Source organism: Candidatus Zixiibacteriota bacterium, assembly GCA_040752815.1.
Classification (GTDB): Bacteria; Zixibacteria; MSB-5A5; order GN15; family FEB-12; genus JAGGTI01.
The window spans coordinates 157,905-177,203 of record JBFMGC010000001.1; the positions used below are offsets into that span (position 1 = coordinate 157,905).

General features: G+C 54.7%; 8 protein-coding genes. All 8 read right to left on the reverse strand.

What is annotated here, in order from left to right; all coding sequences use genetic code 11:
- Positions 1 to 133 precede the first annotated feature (133 nt).
- The 8 genes from AB1772_00620 to AB1772_00655 all read right to left on the reverse strand — a co-directional run bounded on the left by AB1772_00620 (position 134) and on the right by AB1772_00655 (position 19,166).
- Entirely contained in the window at positions 134 to 1,123 is a 990-nt protein-coding gene (locus tag AB1772_00620) for a hypothetical protein (GenBank protein ID MEW5794837.1), read from the reverse strand.
- Positions 1,120 to 2,943: a hypothetical protein gene (locus AB1772_00625; GenBank protein ID MEW5794838.1), complete on the reverse strand. Its 1,824-nt coding sequence runs from the start codon at positions 2,941 to 2,943 to the stop codon at positions 1,120 to 1,122. Before AB1772_00625 ends, AB1772_00620 begins: the two co-directional genes overlap by 4 nt.
- 516 nt (positions 2,944 to 3,459) lie before the next feature.
- Entirely contained in the window at positions 3,460 to 6,159 is a 2,700-nt protein-coding gene (locus AB1772_00630; GenBank protein ID MEW5794839.1) for a T9SS type A sorting domain-containing protein, read from the reverse strand.
- 214 nt (positions 6,160 to 6,373) lie between these two features.
- Positions 6,374 to 8,461 carry a VCBS repeat-containing protein gene (locus AB1772_00635; protein MEW5794840.1) on the reverse strand — a complete coding sequence of 696 codons (2,088 nt, stop codon included), beginning with the start codon at positions 8,459 to 8,461 and terminating at the stop codon, positions 6,374 to 6,376.
- Positions 8,462 to 8,508: 47 nt separating this feature from the next.
- Entirely contained in the window at positions 8,509 to 9,243 is a 735-nt protein-coding gene (locus AB1772_00640) for a hypothetical protein (protein ID MEW5794841.1), read from the reverse strand.
- Between the two features lie 159 nt (positions 9,244 to 9,402).
- Positions 9,403 to 10,407, reverse strand: coding sequence for a hypothetical protein (locus AB1772_00645; GenBank protein ID MEW5794842.1), 1,005 nt, complete (start codon positions 10,405 to 10,407; stop codon positions 9,403 to 9,405).
- 143 nt (positions 10,408 to 10,550) lie between these two features.
- Positions 10,551 to 15,734, reverse strand: coding sequence for a thrombospondin type 3 repeat-containing protein (locus AB1772_00650; GenBank protein ID MEW5794843.1), 5,184 nt, complete (start codon positions 15,732 to 15,734; stop codon positions 10,551 to 10,553).
- A gap of 51 nt (positions 15,735 to 15,785) precedes the next feature.
- Positions 15,786 to 19,166: an SBBP repeat-containing protein gene (locus tag AB1772_00655; protein MEW5794844.1), complete on the reverse strand. Its 3,381-nt coding sequence runs from the start codon at positions 19,164 to 19,166 to the stop codon at positions 15,786 to 15,788.
- Between the last annotated feature and the right edge of the window lie 133 nt (positions 19,167 to 19,299).

A 19,299-nucleotide genomic window follows, 5' to 3' on the forward strand; every position in this document is an offset into this window, starting at 1 on the left:
AATTTCGACGCGCACAAGACCTGCGCGATTGTAGATTACCCGCCCGCGACCTAACTGTGACACAAGACTGTACAGCTTCTATGATCGAACCGCGACGCCGTTTCGTTCGGGATTGCGAACTCACGGCCTCGCATCAAATGCACTCTGGCAATCCCAGCGTCGGACCGGTGATAAACAAGTAATCGATCAGGATTGTGATGTCGCCGATAGAAATGTCCATGCACGTCGGGTTAGCACCACCGGATTGGTTCACGTCGCTCTCAGCCAAACAGAGGATCAGGTTTTCGCAAGTGATAGAGATGAATTTGGCGTCAATCATAATAGTCACATCGCCGATCGTGGGCTCGTCGTCACCCGATAGATTTGCGTCACCGACGCGGCCATCGCAGCAGATGCCCAATGGTACACCCGACAGTGTTCCAACAATTCCTCCTTGTCCGCGCTCCCACCCTTCGCAGTCGGTATAGTTATAGTACGTAACCTCCACCCAGTACGTGGCCCCGGACATGAGGCCCTCAATGCGACACTCATATTCCCAATACTTGAAATAGCCGTCAGCCGTTAGATAATAATCAACCGAGTCAGCCGGCACGTCCAATGGGGAGTCGTATGGTGGGAGCGGCGCATGAGGGTACTTCTGCGCAAACGGGGTCTCTAATCCGAATACGTGCTGATTATGACCGATTGGTTCGAAATAGAAGACCGAGTCCGGATAACCTGGCATGATGTATGGCTGTTGCCGCGAGTAGTCAAGTGGGTGCCACGTTAAATCGTTGCAGCTGTTAGGTGCGTACGCGCAGCGCGCATCCTCGATCCGGAAGCGTTCTTCACGTATTATCCAATCTTCATAGTCGGAATTCCACTCATAACGGCAGAAATCCTCGATATCGAAAGTCCCGACAAGTACCTCGTCACCCGAATACTCTGTCCTTGACACGTAGAGATTGTAACCTTCAAAGCTTACCTCTCCGGTAAAAACATCAAAGACAGTTTCAGCCCGGAAGCCATTCCACCGCACTATCAACGCGGCGGTGTCAGGGTGAAGCCAAGCTTGTCCGGCCGCACGGTCAGACAAGGCAAACCAAAACGCAAGGCACATCACCAGAAGAGCTTGGTAAGTCATCGTTGCCCTCCTTCATGAACCGATTCTACTGGACAACCCGGGGCTGACTCATGAGCCAGCCGGTTGTGGAAACCATCGTATAGCCAGTCCAGTACTATACTAACCAGTTGTTGAGCAGCAGTTATAGTAATCGATAACGGTGTAAACATGGAATGAACGGTCCGAGAGTAATCTCGTTCAAGTCGATGCATGACTGGTTTGTTTGCGTAGGGCGCCCGCACTGAATCAACGCCGTACAGTGACCTGTAGAGGTACATCACTTCGGCCTCGGGCACAGGCTCAGCACACCCTACTTGAGGCAACGCGCCTATTGTGTCAATAAAGGGATAGTAGGGGTATACGGGAGGATCAATGCTGCCCGACCACCTATACCGGCTGCGCAACAAAGAAGTATCGACAGATAGCTCGGGCCACAACTGGTCGTTCTGTGAAACGGCACCGACGAAGTCTTCCCGTCTGGGCAAACCATATCCGTTGCCGTCGTCGGTCCTGAATATTCCATATCCCCATCCGGGGAACTCCGTCGAAACAACTCCGAAGAAGAACCCATAAGCCCCGGACGGTTCAACAGACCAGGCGGGATAGTCCTCAACGCGGAAGTAACCCACCGGCACCCTAGCACACACCCAAGCGTTGACTCCCAAATCGATGGCGGGCCAAATCGCTTCCTGAAGCATGCCCCCATTGTATAAGCCAGCCGAACCAGCTGCGTCTTGAGTCAATATGAGTACTTTGTGACGCAGCGCCTGCTCCAGCAAGCGTATACGATCAGCATCGGGCGCGGGCATATAGTCTCTGGCTGTGTCGAAGACTATTCCGGAACCTTGTCCCCGCGAGCTTATCCACGTATCCAGGGCATCATTCCAAAACGACTTCGTCGAGTCTCGATATGCGGATAGCGAGTAGCCGGCCTGCCAGAAACTCATAACCAGTACATCCCGCTCGAACTTCGGATCGATGACATGAAAACTCCTCCAATCGGGAGTTGGATCGACAGATACTGTGTCCAACGATTCTCGTGATCGCACCCAGAAGATGAACTGCATGTTGGATGTTGTATCAGCCGGGAAGTCGGCAAAGACGTCATAGATGCTGTCCCTTTCCCTGGAGGTCCACAGTTCGCTTTGGTCTGACGATCTAGCGGCGAGCGTATTGAGTTGTAGGTTATCGCTGAAACCCGGGTTGTCGACGTCGATAATCCATTTAACTTCGCCGTACTTGTTGTACGCCGCCATTGTATCCAGATTGATCGAATAACAATTGATCAGGCGCACACCGCCGGTCCATGATGTGTCACATACGCTGTCGCCCGTTCGCAGGAGGCTGCCGTCATCCCTCCTCAAGACCGGCACGATATATGTGTCGGCTATCTGGCTGAAAAGGACGCTATCGTACGGGCCATACAAACGCCACTCAAACTCGAACGGGGGCGGGTCCGTCGGAAAGTCGATACGATCCGCACCCTGCCAACGCATTCTCACACCCGTTATCGGACTTAGTAGTGCCACACTGTTAATGAATGGCAGCCCATCTATGAAGCCAACTATACGAGTGGTCGGCGGATGGTTAGGTGGTTTCGGACAAAGTGGAAGTTCGGGGAGGGTGATGAACAAATGTTCAATTAGGAGCGTCACATCTGCGATGTCTATTGATCCCAGAGAGTCACCGTCGACATTGGCTTCATCCTTGTTTGGCAGCCTAATTCCCGTGATGAACAGGTGATCGATTAAATACGTGGCGTCGGCAATCGAGACCTCATCGCGATAGTCACAATTGACATTTCCAACTTTACCAATGCAGGGGCAATCATCAGGAAACATCGCTGCCTCCAAGCCACCAGCGAGCAGTATGGTTAATCCCCCAACTAAGAGGGCGCATACTACCGTCCCACCGCCTAACCGTAACCCGTTCATGACCAACTCCTTGCGGTCTGGTCGGGGCGCGCTCACGATATGCCCGCGCCTCGATTGATATGTTTACTGACTAGATGCGGCGGTCATACCGTTTCAATCTGACCCGGCAATTGAGATGGCTGGTTGGAGATGCTTGGTGCCGAGGACAGTTGCTAGGCCACGCGGACGAGTTCGGCGACATTACACCGCCGCATTGATGTCTCCTGTCTCTTAGAAAGCGACTCACCAACAAGTGTACCAAATCTGGAGCAATTGGGCAAGGTTTTTCTCGCTTCTCGCTTGGCTGCTGCCTCTGGTTTGCGCCTTTAAGCCTTTGGTCTTCCGGTGGCTCAGTTAGAGACCCGGCGGGGCGAACAGAAAGATCCCGCCGGGCCACAATAGACTGGGTGATATCACCCGGTCCTCATCCCCCCGTGTCCCAGCCTATTTCAGCAACAGCATCTTCTTCGACAGAACCTGCTTACCGGCGGTCAGTCGGTAGAAATAAACCCCGCTCGACTGATCCGACCCATCCCAGGTCACCCGATGCGCCCCGGCCTCGACACGCCCGTCGACCAGCGTAGCGACCTTCTGGCCAAGGACGTTGAATACTTCGAGCGTGACATCGTCCGCGGTCGGCAGCGCAAAGCCTATCTCCGTCACCGGGTTAAACGGGTTGGGGTAGTTTTGGTCCAGGGCGAAGGTAGCGGGGTTAAGCGCTGAGCTTTCTCCCTTGTAATATATGGCGGGCGTGACGAGCGGAATGACGCCCGCAGGAACCGGCTTGGACTGGTGCATCAAACTGAGAACCGAGTACGCTTGGTAGCACTTGTTTGAGAGACCGCTTTCAATCAGATCGGAACAGTAAGTGATTGCCTGACTGGCGGTCGCGCCATCTCTGCTGACTGCGATGCCTTGCGGCATACGGCCAGACGCTACATTTAGCAAGACTGCCAGCAAGGCACGTCTTGCCTTCGCTTGATACGATTCGTTGTACCAACCGAAGTAGACGTTGTACATGTCATCCGCCGTGAGAGCGCGAGCGACGGCCTCGTCGGCACATGTGACATTGGGCATTCGAATAGCGAATTCGTCGCTTCTGCGGTTGAAGTGTTGAAAGATGATCCGCCCGTAATTGTCGACCGCGCTGCGGGTGATCTCCGACCACGCACCATTATGGATATAGGCCAATTGGAGTTTCCACCACCAGATGTTCATGACTTTGCCGACTACTTGGAGAGGCGACAACGTGAAATTCACTTCCCCCGCAGAGCAGTCGACAATTAGATTCTTGGTCTCACTATCGGGTTGATACCCAAGAGGGGTTGCAATCGCGACTGTATACGGTCCGTTCGGTAACCCTTCGGATTGGTAATGTCCCGTTGCGTCAGTTACTGCAGTACTGACGAGACTGCCCTCAGCGTCGATGAGATTCACCGCAACGCCCATGACTCCGCCGTGCGGACCACTTACTGTGCCGGCGATATATTGTTCAGTTTCCAGGACGGTAATGGCTCCTGTACCCGTCGAAGGACCAAGTCCGCTGTGGCTGACATAGGCGAGTCTGCCGTCTTGTGAGAACTCTATGTCGTAAGGCCGTTCATGAATACCACTGATGGTCTCTACCACCGAGTGACTCGCGATGTCAACAACGTATATGGCGGCCTCCCAAGTGTCGGCTGCGTACAGATATCGCCCACTCGGCATTGCCGCTATCGTTGCCGGCGAGCCGGGTAGGGGAATTGCTTCGACGGAAGTAAGGCTGGCGCGGTCGAGCACAACGATTTGATTGTTCAAATAGTCGCTGACAAAGACCTCCGCCTCATTTGCATACACCCCCATTCCGCCCGAACTCTCCCACGGATAGGTTCTGGACACGATAGGAACCGACCTAAGCAGGGAATAAGGCGGGGTGAGAGATACTTCGTACAGTCTTTCCAACCCCGGCGCACCGATGTTACCAGTGATGTAAGCTCTTGTTCCGTCCGGCGTTACACCGATCTTGTCCTCGGCCGGATCTGCGTTAAGTACGATCTGACCCAGAACCGAAAACGACGCCACATCCACAATCGTGACGCCATTCCTCCACTTGGCGACCAGCTTCGATCCATCGGGCACCATCTCAAGGTCGTTGCACAAAGACCCCACGTTTATGGTTTGCGTAGACCTGTCGGCCACATTCAGCCTGCTTATGCTCCCAGAATAGTAGTTGCTGGTGAAGCAGTAACGGCCGTCGGGCGACCAGGCAACATCGCTATGGCAGTCGCCGAGCGCATAGATACCTTCAAGTGCGAGCGTCGGTGTCGAGTACTCCTCGATTCGAGCTCCGGGCCAGGCGCCGCAAAGCCAGTATGCCAGGCCCATTTTGTCACCGGTCTCGTTAAGACCGATCCCTTTTATGTTATCAAGTCCGTCAAGTACCATTTGGACATGAGACGGATAACCGGGACACTCGGCCTGCTCAATCGCAAAAACGATGTTGTCAAAGCGCCCGGTAGTATGAGCGCCGGGAACCTGGAACCCACCGTTAGGCCGATAACAGGAACTCCGCAAGTAATCCATGTCGCTCGGCAGGTTGTCAACGTTTTCAAGGCGCAGTGCGATTACCGGAAGCATGGTTGCCCGCTCGGAAACGGTGGCATCTAACGTGTGGGCGTCAGCATCGTATAGGATTACGATGTGGTACCAGGTATTCAGCGCCCATTGCACATCGAACCTCTCACTACAATCGGAACCCGTACTTGTGGCCCAACACACCGAGGTAATGTGCCCCTGGTCTCCTGAGTTAAAGGAAAAATATACGAACCCCGGCAGGTCGATGTCCATCTGCCTGGCGATAACGAACTCGAGGGCGGACGCGTAGTCGGAGGACTCTACCTTCATGTCCCATTCATACCTGAACGAACCGCCATCATAGTCTATTGGGCAGTTCGCGTAGAATCCTCCGAAAGGGACATTCTCCTGATTGGCAAAGTAGGTGCCACTCGCCGCTTCCCAATAGTAATGAGCCTCGCTACTGGTTGTCCAACCAGAACTAGCGGAGAAATCCTCCCGGTAGATAACCTGCCAGGTTTGTCCGACGAGATCGGAGCTCACGAACAGAGCTGCCAACATAATCATGCAGAACAATCGAAACACCTTCATACTACCTTCCTCCTGTTATCATGTTTTCGCGCATGTGCGGTCGCGAAGTCCGGCTAAGGCGCGCAGTCTGTCTGCGGCAGAGAATCCATCACCCGCCCGCCGGGCCTTCCGGCCGCACGATTCGTGACCTTCTATCCCCCTATAGGCGTCAGGACCGCCCGTTGCGGAAAAAAACTGACAAAAATCGAGAATTGTGTCGTTGTAATGCGGCGGCTCAGCGTCCATCGGCAGCCCGAAGCTCCGCCTCGGTCACCCAGCTCTCGCCGGTCCAGTGCCTAACGGAGTCTCTCAAAGCGTCCGAATAGCCGTACCAGTCTGGCGGCTCTACAGTGTTGTAGAACGCCAGATTGTCGCGACGCTGCTTGAAGACATCATCGACTGTCACTTTGATCACCCGAAAGTCGGTCGTAAGGTAGTACAGGACGGCGGCGCATACGGAATCCTGATCCTCGCTTGTCACGGCTCTGACGACACCGTCCGCCTCAAACGTCAGCGACTGCTGCGAATTGTACAAATACCCGAGTTTCCGGCAGTATTCCGAACGCGGGAAGATAACATACTTGTACTGGTTACCGCGCAGCACGCCTGAAAGATCGATATCAGGATGATCGTAGGGGGGAGAGACCCCGATACTACCAAACGGATTCAGCGCAAAAAGACAGGCGCTATTAAGCGCATTATTAGTGCCGAGAAAAACCAGGCCCAGGCGCTTATCGTACACGCAGTACGGCTCCGACGGGCTCGCCCAGCCGGCGTTGACATACCACCCGAGTGAATCACCCCGCGCGTTCCAGAACCGGATGTGCGCCCGCGACGGGTTCGACTGCACTACGCCGGTAGCGATGACCATCTGCGAATCAATGTCAAAGAACTCGACACCGTGGGGATTATAAGGCTGCGCAAGTGAGGTATCGCCGGGGTACTGGTTGTAGATGACACAGTTGCGACGAAAGCGCGTCTTCCCGTCATTCTCATACACGAACAAATCGGCGTCACTGGCGCAGATCGATTTCCGATCCGAGCGCAGCACAAAAGCAACCTCATTATCGCCGTCACGATCCAAATCGCCGACCTTAAACCTTGAGTCGGAAGGTACAGTGCCGCACTCGAAGGACTGCGACCACAGCAGAACAGAGTCTTTATTCCGAGCGTCGAATCCGAACGTGCTGACAACTATATGCGTGGGGTTGCAATCGCCCCAGGGCTTGACACATTCAGGCAGGAGCAGATCGGCGAGAACAGACGCGAAAATGAGTATCAGCACTCCGAGCAATGGTGCCTGCACGCGCGACGACCTGGCCGCCTGAACCGTTCGCCGGGCCAGGTATTTGCGGACCGGAAGACGTTCGGTGCATATGAGTCGCTGGTCGGCGAAAATGCCATCGATTGTCTCCGGCCCGCAGATTTCGAGCGTTCGTCCCGGACATGACTTCACCAGTTCAGCTGCGTAGGCTTTGGCCTCGACGAGATGGTCGGCGGGGACCGCGAGCCATCTGGCACGCGAGTGAAACGCCCTGAAGATTTTGAGCCTGAGGGCTTCGGAGTCGACCGACGTGAGTTTTCCGTCGGAACTAAGCGCCCCACATAAAACTGCGCCGGGCTGAACCGCTAGATCCTCCGAGAACACCACTATCCGCCCAATTGCCGCAACCGCGCCGACGGCAAATGCCGCCCCTAGCGAATCGCCCGTCAGCCGCGCACCGGTCGAGTCAACCGCAAAATCAAAGCGGTATCGCTTCGCTAGCGAAAGACCGAAACGGCGGTGCAGGTAATCCCTGGCAGCCTTGATCGAGTCCCTGGCCTGACTCAGAAAGCGGTCGTCTGGTTCCTCGGTCGGGTTGCGGACGATTATGTCGTCAGTCGGAATCTTGGACGAAATGACCGTGGCGGTCACCTGCATCTGCAGCAGTCTGCCTCGCGGGGGCAGGTCGAGATCTGGATAGTATTCGACAAAGAGACAGACAACGCGGACAGCGTCTTTAGCGGCGGTGCTGGGCGGGGGCTCTGCCCGGCCATCCTGAAGTGACTGCGCCAGCTCATTCAATCGCGCCAGATCATCGGAGTGTACGACATCGGTCGCAAGCCCATGGATCATTCTGACAAGCGCCTGGAGAGAGTCAGACTCCGCCGGCAGAAATTCATGCGGGTGGCACTTCGCGGCGGAGTCGGCCAGAGTCGGGACAAATTCCCGCAAGTACGACTCCAACTCTACTCCGGGATGAGCCGCCGCAAACTCAAAAAAACGAAGACCGCAGAGCAGGCGCAGCTCCGGAATCCGGGCCCGTATCAGGCTCCGTCTCAATCGCGACGCTTCGCGTTCTATGTCAACAATGCCGGCCAAGGTCCCAATTATCGATACAGGTAGATTTCAACTATCCCCTCGGCGCTCACTCGGTCAAATGAGACCTCCGCGGGGGTTGCGCCCGGGACACCTGATATGTGCCCTGAATCGGGCGTGCGGATGGCCACCCTCAGAGGCGCGTCCCCGCGCGTGCCGGCCAATTCCAGCAGTTGCACCGTGAGCTTCCGGTACCGGCCTTCCCCAGTGAAGGTTACTTTGATCCGGTCGCCCGATGGTGATTCCAATTCGGAGCTGCTACCCCGGTCGGCAAGTTGATCGACCCGGGACAACCGGAACGTGGCGCGCGGAAGCCTCACCTCGGCGGTCAACCGCTCGGGCTGAGGCCACTCTATCTCACCAAGGTTAATCCGACCGCTTTCGTCCGTAAGCAGTTCACGGTCACCGCCGAACGGTGTGACCAGAACGTTTCGGCAGGTGTCCGGATCGTCCGCCTTGAGATAAAGCCAGATCTCTCTGGTGCGGGCATCCCGCACCGCGTGCAGCATCAGTCGTTGGTCGTCCGACGTGAGCGTCACGGATGCCGACTCCCGCGGCCGGTCGTTACCTTGAGCGGCAAGAGTCGTTACCGATGTTATATCCGTTAACGTGTCCTCGCTGCGCGGGCGCAGGACGATAACACTTTCTAAACCGCCGCCCCATACGTCCTTGAGTTCCTCAAGTTCTTTCGCGGCCTGCGCCGCCTGGAAACGGCAGGCAGGGCAGCTTTCGAGATGAAGTCTCATGGGATCGGATGCCGTCCCCGTCGGCCCAAGAACAAATCTCTGCCAATCTTCCCACTCCGGGCAATTGTCAATACTATTCACCACGGCATTCCTTGCGCCAATAGTTCGTCACCCCGTCTGAAGAGACTATAGTACACGGCAGGGCTGACTGCAGACTTTTCAGCGATCATAATTGTCCTTCAGAACCTCAGCGAATCGAATCCTGACGAATTCCGCCAGATATTCGAACCGGCTCCTGTACGATTTCCTGTATTCTACGCGGCTCAACCCTGGTAGGTAGCTGCTCAGATAGCCGAAATAACTAATCGCCGGACCGCCGTCGGCGCAGTCGATCAGAATATCCTCGAGTGCGGCTTTGAAACAGCCCAGGGCGGGTGGCATCAGCTTCCCGTCGGTCTCGTATCGCTGCAAGCGTTCCTGTAGTCCCTGTCGGGCCGCCGCCGTGGCCTTCTCGACCGCTATGTGCAGGATCTCGTTTTGCACGCCTGAGGTCGCCTCGTGAACCGATTCCACTGCCGCGACCCGCATGGCATCGAAAAGATCCTCAATCGAAATAACCTGCGGTTGGCCGGTATCGAATTCAGCCTGCTCGAGAGCCTCCACGATCAGATCAGCGATCGACACCCCCGGTTGCAGACACGCGGCGGCCAGTTCGCAAAGCCGCTGCGAATCGAGGGACGCCAAATCTCTCGAGTCGCGCCTCCTGCCTGACAACATCACCCAACGCGGCGTCTCGGGCGGAAACAGGTGCAGATGCTCGCCGTCTCTAAGACTTCGCTGAAGCCGGTGCCAGAGCCAGCAACTGAGATGATCGACTTGTCGCCAGCGGTGGAATAGCTCCTGTTTGGCGTGCCTTACAACGACAGCCTGGAATCGCTGGAAGAGTTCGATGTCGTCTGCGTCCAACCATCGGTCGAGAGCGCTGACCAACGGAATTCCCTGACTTGTCCTGCCGAATAGCGGTCCCACGATTGACGCCGCCTCTTGCTGTGCTGATGTGTCGTTCACTCGCGCTGCGGCTTTGATCTTGCCGCTCACTTTCTGCTCGGCGACTTTCGCCGCCATCAGCACCAGCCGGTTTTCTTCGGCGCGGGTGCACGCACCATGGCAGTACCAACGCAACAGCGCCGCTACCTGGGCAACAAAATCGGCATAATCAGCCATACCGTTCGCAAGGTGTGTGGTCTCTTAGCTTAGACGAGTATGTTGTCGAATGTGCTTCATCAGACAGTCAAGACAAGGTGATGCCCCAAGTTGAAATGCAAGTTGCTCGTGCCGATGGCCTTCCGTGCAGCAAACAGCACTCCTCACAAACACTCCGGCAGCCCCAGCGATGGCCCAGTGATGAATAGGTAGTCGATGAGGATAGTAATATCTCCTATTGAGATATCATCACAGGTGACCACACCCGTTGCTGACTGGTTAATATCCGCTTCTTCGAGACAGTTGAGAATCCCGTCGCAAGTCCCGGAGATGAACTTCGCGTCGATCAAGATTGTAACATCTCCGATAGTCGGCTCGTCATCACCAGATTGGTTAGCGTCGCCGACTCGACCGTTGCAGCAACCAGTTCGAATGGCCACAACAAATGGCGACAGCGAGCTGGTGAGGCCGCAAATGACATTATTACTCACATCAGGATAACCGGAGGAAGTGATATCTTCCCAGTCTGATCCCGTATAGTGCAGTATGGTCAACCCCGCCTCGTCACCAGGCTGCATGTTTGCATCATCATAGGTAATGCACACTTCAATCTGCCCGCTGTAAGTCGCATCGGTCGTGATGTAGTAGTACGCAGGTGACTGCAGCGGAGTTATCTGGAGCCCGGTCGGACCCGAGCCAGCGGGTGTCATGACCATCTCTGTGCTGCCAGCGGCTGTAACACCGTCGAATGTGAGACTTACGACACTGCCAAGTTCCACGTTCACGTTGCTGCCCTCCGGGGTGGGAGCAGAAAACGTGCACGCGTCACCAACACCGTCGAAATCGGAATCGTCTTGGCCGGGATTGGCAATCCAGAGACAGTTATCAGCAGGACAGGTATTCGCAGTGTAGGCCGGATCTCCGAATCCGTCCGCGTCGATATCTGTGCAGGCGTCACACGAGTTGCCAATGCCATCCGTGTCGGCATCTGTCTGGTCGGGGTTAGGGATAGATGGGCAGTTGTCAGACGGATCGCAAATCCCGTCACCGTCCTCATCAGAGGCCGGCTCGATTATCACTGGAACCACGCCGGCATTCTGGTCTGCGACCAGTCGCGAGAGAACAACGGTTCCGTCGGGATTGTATCTGACCGTGTCTATTTCGATGTGTTGCGTTTCGCTCAACGGAGCCAGCGAAAACCAGAGCGACGCCAACTGGTACTTGCCCGCCGGGGGGAAGTAGAGTTCGTCGTACCCAATGTCGACCAGTCCAATGATACCCGATGAGTCGACTTGAGAGATTTGTCGCAGCTCGCCGACATTGGTTATCAGATTATCCGGGTCAAGTAAGATCGAATCCAGCGTCACGTCTGACGTGCCACAATGGTAGCGAAAAGGAAATGCTAGGCCTTGGTACGATTGAGCAGCGGCTATCCACAGTTCGACCTCCCATTTGTAGCTGCCCGCCGTTACGTAGGCGTTTCGTATTTCGATGGTATCAAAGTAGGAGATAGGAAATGTACTATCATACCTGGGGAGACAATCCAACAACTCAACTTGGCCGCTGTAGAAGAGCGCATAGTTTATCTGCATGACGTCATTGTTAGTTATCCACTTGACGTTGTCGACATCAGCCAATCTGGCGTGCGGCAACGAGGGATGTGATACGAATAGGTAGTCTATTAACATTGTGACGTCGCCAATTGATACATCATTGGCCCCTCCTTCAGGCCCTCCAGAGAAATCAACATCGCCACAAGCGCCAAAATCGCAGACGTCTCCCATGCCGTCGCCGTCGCTGTCGGCCTGATCCGCATTTGCATCAGTGGGGCAGTTGTCGCAGGCATCTCCAATGTCATCAGCGTCTGTATCTGCTTGACTATTGTTGGCTGTTGCTGCGCAGTTGTCGCACAGGTCACCGAAGTAATCTCCGTCCACATTAGCTTGGTTTGTATTCGCTACGGTCCCGCAGTTATCGCACGCATCTCCCACGTCGTCCAAGTCACTGTCGGATTGGCCGCTGTTGGCTGCGGTAGGGCAGTTGTCGCAGGCGTCGCCAAATAAATCTCCGTCGGTATTTGACTGCTCATTGTTGGAGACTGACACGCAATTATCGCATGCATCTCCTACGCCGTCACCGTCGCTGTCGGCCTGATCGTTGTTCGATACTGTTGGGCAGTTATCGCATACATCACCATATAAATCCCCGTCCGCGTTGGTCTGATTTGCATTTGCAATGGCCATGCAATTGTCACAGACGTCACCAAAGCCATCGGTGTCCGAATCTGCTTGATCCGCGTTGGCGACCGCAGCACAGTTGTCGCAAACATCTCCTGCGCCATCACTATCTGTATCTGCTTGGTCGTTGTTGGACGCTGTCGGGCAGTTATCGCACACATCACCAAAGCTGTCGCCATCCGTATTTGCTTGACTTGCGTTCGCTACCTCCACGCAGTTGTCGCATGCACTCCCTACGCCATCCGCGTCCTCGTCTGATTGGTCGTTGTTGAACGCTGTCGGACAGTTGTCACACAAATCACCGTGGTCATCGCCATCGACATCTGACTGGCTGGTATTGGAAGCACTCGGACAATTGTCACAGGCGTCCCCTACGCCATCAATGTCAGAGTCGGCTTGATCCGAATTGGCTACCGCAACACAGTTGTCGCAGACATCCCCTTTGTTATCACTATCTGTATCTGCTTGGTCATTGTTAACTGCTGCGGGGCAGTTGTCACACAGGTCACCGTAACTGTCGGCGTCAGTGTTGGCTTGAGCGGTATTCACGACATCAGGACAATTATCGCACACGTTCCCGATACCGTCTATGTCGCTGTCCGCCTGGTCGTTGTTGGACGCTGTCAGGCAGTTATCGCACACGTCACCATAGCTATCGGCGTCGACATTGGACTGTCCGCTATTGGAGGCCGTCGGACAGTTGTCGCAGAGGTCGCCGACGCCGTCGCTGTCCAAGTCCTCTTGACCAGAGTTCCCGATACCCGGGCAGTTGTCCAAAAGACATGTGTTGGCCGTGTAGCCTGGGTCACCAAAACCGTCTTGATCTGTATCAGTGCAATCGTCACATGGATCGCCGGCACTATCGGCGTCAGCGTCCGATTGAGTGCTGTTACTTACTTGAGGGCAGTTGTCGCAAACGTCACCGACCCCATCCGCGTCCTGATTGCTCTGGTTAGAATTGGATACCGTTGGGCAGTTGTCCCAGTAGTTGGAAATCCCATCTCCATCAGTGTCAGGACCTGTTTCACCCCAAAGCGCAAAGAACGCTGAAGGCGTACCTCCAGCGGTTTTAAAGTCACCGCCGGCCACCAAACTCGTGTCATAGACTGCCAGAGCGCGGGGCCCAGCTACATAACCCGTGCCTGATAGCCCAGCGCCTACGGGCGACCATGTGGTGCCATCCCAAGCCGCGACATTAGCAGCGGAAACAGGGCTTCCATGGTCGATAGCGCTGAACCGACCACCGATAATAAGTCTGCTATTGTATACGGCAAAGCACCGTAAGAAATCCCCCGAGACGTTACCGATTGACTGCCATGATGAACCGTCCCACCTGGCCAGGTTCCGCGAGCGCACCGTTCCCGCAGAGTCAAACTGGCCCCCGGCCACCAAGGAGTTGTCGTGTACACTCAGGGTGTACACTATCGCGTATCCCGCATAACCTGTGATACCTGCACCCAGTGGTCGCCATGAGGATCCGTCCCAGGCGGCAATGTTCTTGCACGCGACTCCACCCGCTGAGTCGAACGTGCCGCCTGCAATCAGGAGGTCTTCATACAAGGCGAGAGCATGCACTTCGGCATATCCGGTGCCGTAGTCCTTTGCCATTCCGGAGCCCAAGGGCGACCAGGCTATCCCATTCCAAGTAGCGGTTCGGTTCGCAGGCATCCCTCCGGCTGTCGTGAAACCTCCACCCACGACAAGGCTTCCATTATAGACGATCATCGAGTATATGGGGGCCCATCCCCAATCGTTATTGCTGAATTGAGCCCAGGAATTGCCGTTCCAAACTGCGATTCGGTTTGCGGGTACTCCGCCCGCAGTTGTGAATCCTCCGCTAACAATAAGGCTGTCACCATACACAGCCAATGAATGTACCTCCCCGTTTACACCGTCCCCCAGTGACGACCATGCCGTACCATCCCATGCGGCGATTCGATTCGCGGTTTCGCTTCCAGCCGCCGTGAAAAGCCCTCCCGCAACGAGCTTGTTGTCGTAAACGGTCACAGCGTTTATCACATTACTGACGCCCATGCCCGGCTGGCTGACCAATGATGACCACGACGTGCCATTCCACGCCGCTATTCCTTTGGCAGCAATGTTACCAGCCGCGGAAAACCCCCCCGCTACTATCAGTGTGTCATCAGAAACCAGCAGAGCATAAACACGGTCGTTGGTACCACCGTCGACCTCTGACCAGACTGTTCCGTCCCAAGCGGCCAGACCATTGGCAGCATTACCACCTGCCTGAGTGAAATCGCCGCCAGCGATCAGTTTGCTGTCGTAAACCGCAAGGGAGTGTACCCAATAGTTCATTCCGTCACCCAATGGCGACCAGGAAACCCCGTTCCACGATGCAACTCTGCTGGCCCCGACTCCGCCCGCGTTGCTAAACCCCCCTCCCGCTACCAATTCGTTTCCGAAAACAGTTAGGCTTTGGACGACCCAGTCCACACCACCTCCCAGAGTCGACCAGGACACTCCGTCCCAGGCTGCAATCCAGTTTATCGATGCTCCACCGGCGTTGCTAAAATCTCCTCCCGCGATCAACTTGTTATCGTACACAGCTAGCGCGTAAACCCCACTGTCCATTCCTTGTCCGAGCGTCGACCACGAGTCGCCATCCCATGAGGCGATACTGTGTGCCGTGACTTCACCGACCGACGAAAACCACCCTCCGGCAACCAAATTGCCTCCATAGGTAGCGAGAGCATGAACCTGGCCATCAAAAGCTCCCGACCCCAGAGTGCTCCACGAGGTACCGTCCCACGCGGCAATTCTGCCTGCTGGAATACCGTCTGCGCTGTCAAACGAGCCTGCCACAATTAGTTTGTCGTTGTAGACTCCGAGTGCGTTGACTTGTCCGTTCACACCGGAACCTAACGACGACCAAACACTCCCGTCCCAAGCGGCTATGTTACGAACAATGCTGTCCCCAGCAATCGTAAACCGACCACCAACCATAAGGCGACCATTGTAGGCAGTCAGTGCAGCCGCAGATCCGTCGATTCCCGGTAGGTGAAAGCCGCTGGCCCATTCGCCTGCGTCTGCAGCGCTCGGCAGAAACGCCGCTGTTAATACAAGCATAATCTGGATTACTTGTCGCCACATCGCATTCTCCTATCGAATAGAGAATCCTAAGTCACAGGGTAGCTCCTGCCCCTATTCACATCCCACCATGAATTGTGCGCCGGAGATGAAGAGGTGGTCGATCATGACAGTTACGTCGCCGATGGTGATATTGCAGGTGGCGTTTACGTCTCCGACTCGCGGCGGCACAATCGGCGTGCCGGTCAGGAAGAGATGATCGATCATCAGGGTGATGTCGCCAATCGTAACATCATGCGTGTGGTTTACATCACCCAGCGTCCAGGTCCAAAAATCGGATGGCACAGACGTGCTGAACAGGCCGCCCTCGTCCTTTGCCTTCACTCGCCACCAATAGGGCGTATCAAAAGACAACGAGTCTGCCAACGTGTATGAGGTGTCGGTTAGATTGTCGAACGGCACCACCAGCGTGAAGTTCTCATTCAAGGAAAGCTCCAAACGATACTTAACCTCATCAAATGGGTCAGGATCAGTCACCTCCGTCCAGGTGAAAGCGGGTAGCATGTCATACAGAATCAAATCCTCACCTATGGGCGCGATTACTTGAGGCGTGCCTGGGGGTTCAGGAAAACTGTTGACCGCGAAAAACCAGTAGGTCGACCAGTCGGAGAATTCAAACCCGTCCCAGGCTCGACACCGCCAAAAGTAGTATTCGTTCTCCGACAGCGATTCACTCACGGTCCAGCCGGTGGAATCGGGCGATTCCTCCACCATTCCACTCAGCTCAACCGGAGCATAGGGGTGTTGTATAGCGTAGATTTCAAACTCGTATGCTATTTCGTCTCTTTCCAGATCAGTAGAATTTGTGATGTAGAGAGTCGGCTGATGCCCCAACACAGAGCCACTCTTTGGAGAAGCGACGGATGGTGTGGTCGGCAATGAGTTCATGCGAAACTCTGTATAGTACGGACTCATCCACTGCCCGTTGTCGCCAAGCCGCAGTCTGACGAGGTAAGTGGTACCATCAACGAGCGGCGCGCCAGCATATTGCACAGACGGCTCATCTGTAGTAATGCTCCCGGACTCCCAAATTTCTGCGAACGACCAATCTGCGACAGTTCCAAGCTTTATCTCTGCTCGCGTCTGTACGAAACCATTCTCACTCGAGTACTCCCACACAAACTGAGGTGCGTGGTCCACGACGTTCGACAGACCGATCTCCCCAGCGATCGACCATCCTCTTATGAAACAAGCCTCACATGCATCCCCGATTCCATCACCATCCGAATCAGTCTGGTCCGGGTTGAAAGCAGTTGGACAATTATCGACCACATCAAGTTCTCCATCTCCATCTGAGTCTTCGGATAACTGTGCAACAGAAGCATCTCCCTGCCCCCTACCCGTAATATAAACTAGTCCATTTGGACCAACAGCAATGCCCATTCCCATATCTCCGCTGGCATCTCCCAAGTACGTGCTGTACACCAACGTATTATCGAAACCTGAGAACTCAGTTACAAAGAAGTTAGAGGGTCCGTAGAGCGTAGACTGGTAGGGTCTAAGAAGTGGGAAGTTTACCGATTGAGTGTAACCAGCAACATACACATTGCCACGGGAATCGATTGCGAGGCATTCTCCGTTATCTCCTCCTGATCCTCCGAGATAGGTGCTGTAAACCAGGCCACTACCGGCGGAATCAAACCTTGCCAGGAATGCATCATCGAAGCCGCCTGCATGGGCGTATTGATGAGCGTTCCTTGTAGGAAGGTCAGCCGAACGAGTAGTACCCACAACAGACACGTTGTAGTTGCTGTCAACGCCGATATCTCTGCCCCCGCAATCTTGGGAACTTCCTCCGATATATGTACTGTATACAATATCGCTTCCAGAGCTATTCAACTTTGTCACGAAGGCGTCCTGCCCGCCATCGCAGGTAGATTGGAATGCATTCTTGGTTGGAAAATCTAGTGACGAGGTGATACCAGTGACATAAGTGTTGCCGTACTGGTCAACTGCGATTCCCATGCCCTCGTCAGTACCGTTTCCTCCAAGGTAGGTGCTGTAAGCTAGGGCATCACCAGATGCGATTATTTTGGCTAGGAACGCATCACCATTTCCATTTGTGCTGTTCTGATATGCTCCCTCGATGGGGAAATTCTCCGACGCCGTATACCCGACAATGTAAGCATTGTAAGTGGCGTCCAACGCAATATCCCAACAGTATTCGGGTTGATCCCCACCGATGTATGTACTGTAGACCAAGGTGTTTCCCAAATCACTGAGTTTAGCCACAAAGCCATCCAAGGTGCCTCCACTGAATGGCTGCAGGGCATCCATTACCGGAAAGTCAGCTGACTCAGTGTAGCCAACAATATATGCGTTACCGCCGTTATCAACGGCAATCTCGCCAACGTTTTCTTCACCACTGCCTCCTATGTAAGTACTGTAAAGAACACCATCTCCCGCGGCATTGAGCTTGGTGACGAACGCGTCTCCCTCCGTCCCATAGACTGTCTGAAAAGCGAGCAATGTCGGAAAATCTGCCGAGTAAGTGTACCCAGACACATAGGCGTTGCCCAAGATATCTACACCAATTGCGCAACCGGCTTCAACATCGCTTCCGCCAACGTAGGAGCGGTAGGTAAGGATTGGATCTATAATCAGAGGAAGGTCTGCATTGTAGTTGGGGGCCAGTTGAAAACCGAAAGTGCAGCTATCCACCAAAACAAATTGAGCGGGAATCGATTTGCGGCAGCCGTCAACTTTTTGGTAAACTACTGGTTTTTGCTCAGAGACTTCTCCCCATTCTGTCACAACAACCAAATCACCACTTGTTTCAACCGAAATACACCTCACTCCTGAGTATTGGACCTTGATTTGTGAGGGATCAGCTCCCGGACTTACCTGAAAATCGTACTCTAATCCATCACCATTGCCGAAATAGGTGAGGTCGATTCCCGAATAGACCTCTCTTAGGACTATCGCGTCGTAGTTTGATACACCCTTGCGCCAATTACCTTGGTCGTTTCCGAGGAAGAAGTTGCACTTGTATTCCAGCTCTTTGGTGCCGAACACTGTTGAAGCAGGATTGGCACCCAGCAGCGAAGCCTTAATCAAGAAAGTCTGTGCCTCATTAGGCCCACGCTGTATGCCATTGGTTCCAGGTTCAGACCATGGGCCACTGGGCGTTCCGGTGCCCGAAGATACCCTACGCTTAACTTGGTGATATACTCCACTTCTAGTGAACCACACCGTCTCCATTCCGGTGCAAGCCCGAAACAATATGCTGTCCGGCCACTGACCCTCGTTCTTCGTGAACGCCAGAGGCATGTTCGCGAGGCGTTCCATAACACGGGCAAAGGCCGGATTCTCATTCGTGTTGCCCACACCAATTTCTGGCTGTGACGAAGCTGGTGGCGTGGGCACATTTATCGTCGTGGCATACGACACCCCCGCCACCAATACAACTACTACTGGAATCAGGAGCCGGGCCACATCGCCACCTTTGCTTCGCGTTATCAGTATGTACGACAACTACTATACCCAACCACGACAATTCTGTCAAGGTTTTCTTACGGCGTGATCTGCGCCCTATGGCAGTGGTAATTGCGGAAGGCTGCGTGCGATA

What these genes read in the sequence shown, in the direction of transcription:
- AB1772_00640 (MEW5794841.1), bottom strand. Translation starts at nt 9,243, where the DNA reads ATGAGACTTCATCTCGAAAGCTGCCCTGCCTGCCGTTTCCAGGCGGCG.
- AB1772_00625 (MEW5794838.1), bottom strand. Translation starts at nt 2,943, where the DNA reads ATGTTTCCTGATGATTGCCCCTGCATTGGTAAAGTTGGAAATGTCAAT.
- AB1772_00650 (MEW5794843.1), bottom strand. Translation starts at nt 15,734, where the DNA reads ATGTGGCGACAAGTAATCCAGATTATGCTTGTATTAACAGCGGCGTTT.
- AB1772_00620 (MEW5794837.1), bottom strand. Translation starts at nt 1,123, where the DNA reads ATGACTTACCAAGCTCTTCTGGTGATGTGCCTTGCGTTTTGGTTTGCC.
- AB1772_00630 (MEW5794839.1), bottom strand. Translation starts at nt 6,159, where the DNA reads ATGAAGGTGTTTCGATTGTTCTGCATGATTATGTTGGCAGCTCTGTTC.
- AB1772_00645 (MEW5794842.1), bottom strand. Translation starts at nt 10,407, where the DNA reads ATGGCTGATTATGCCGATTTTGTTGCCCAGGTAGCGGCGCTGTTGCGT.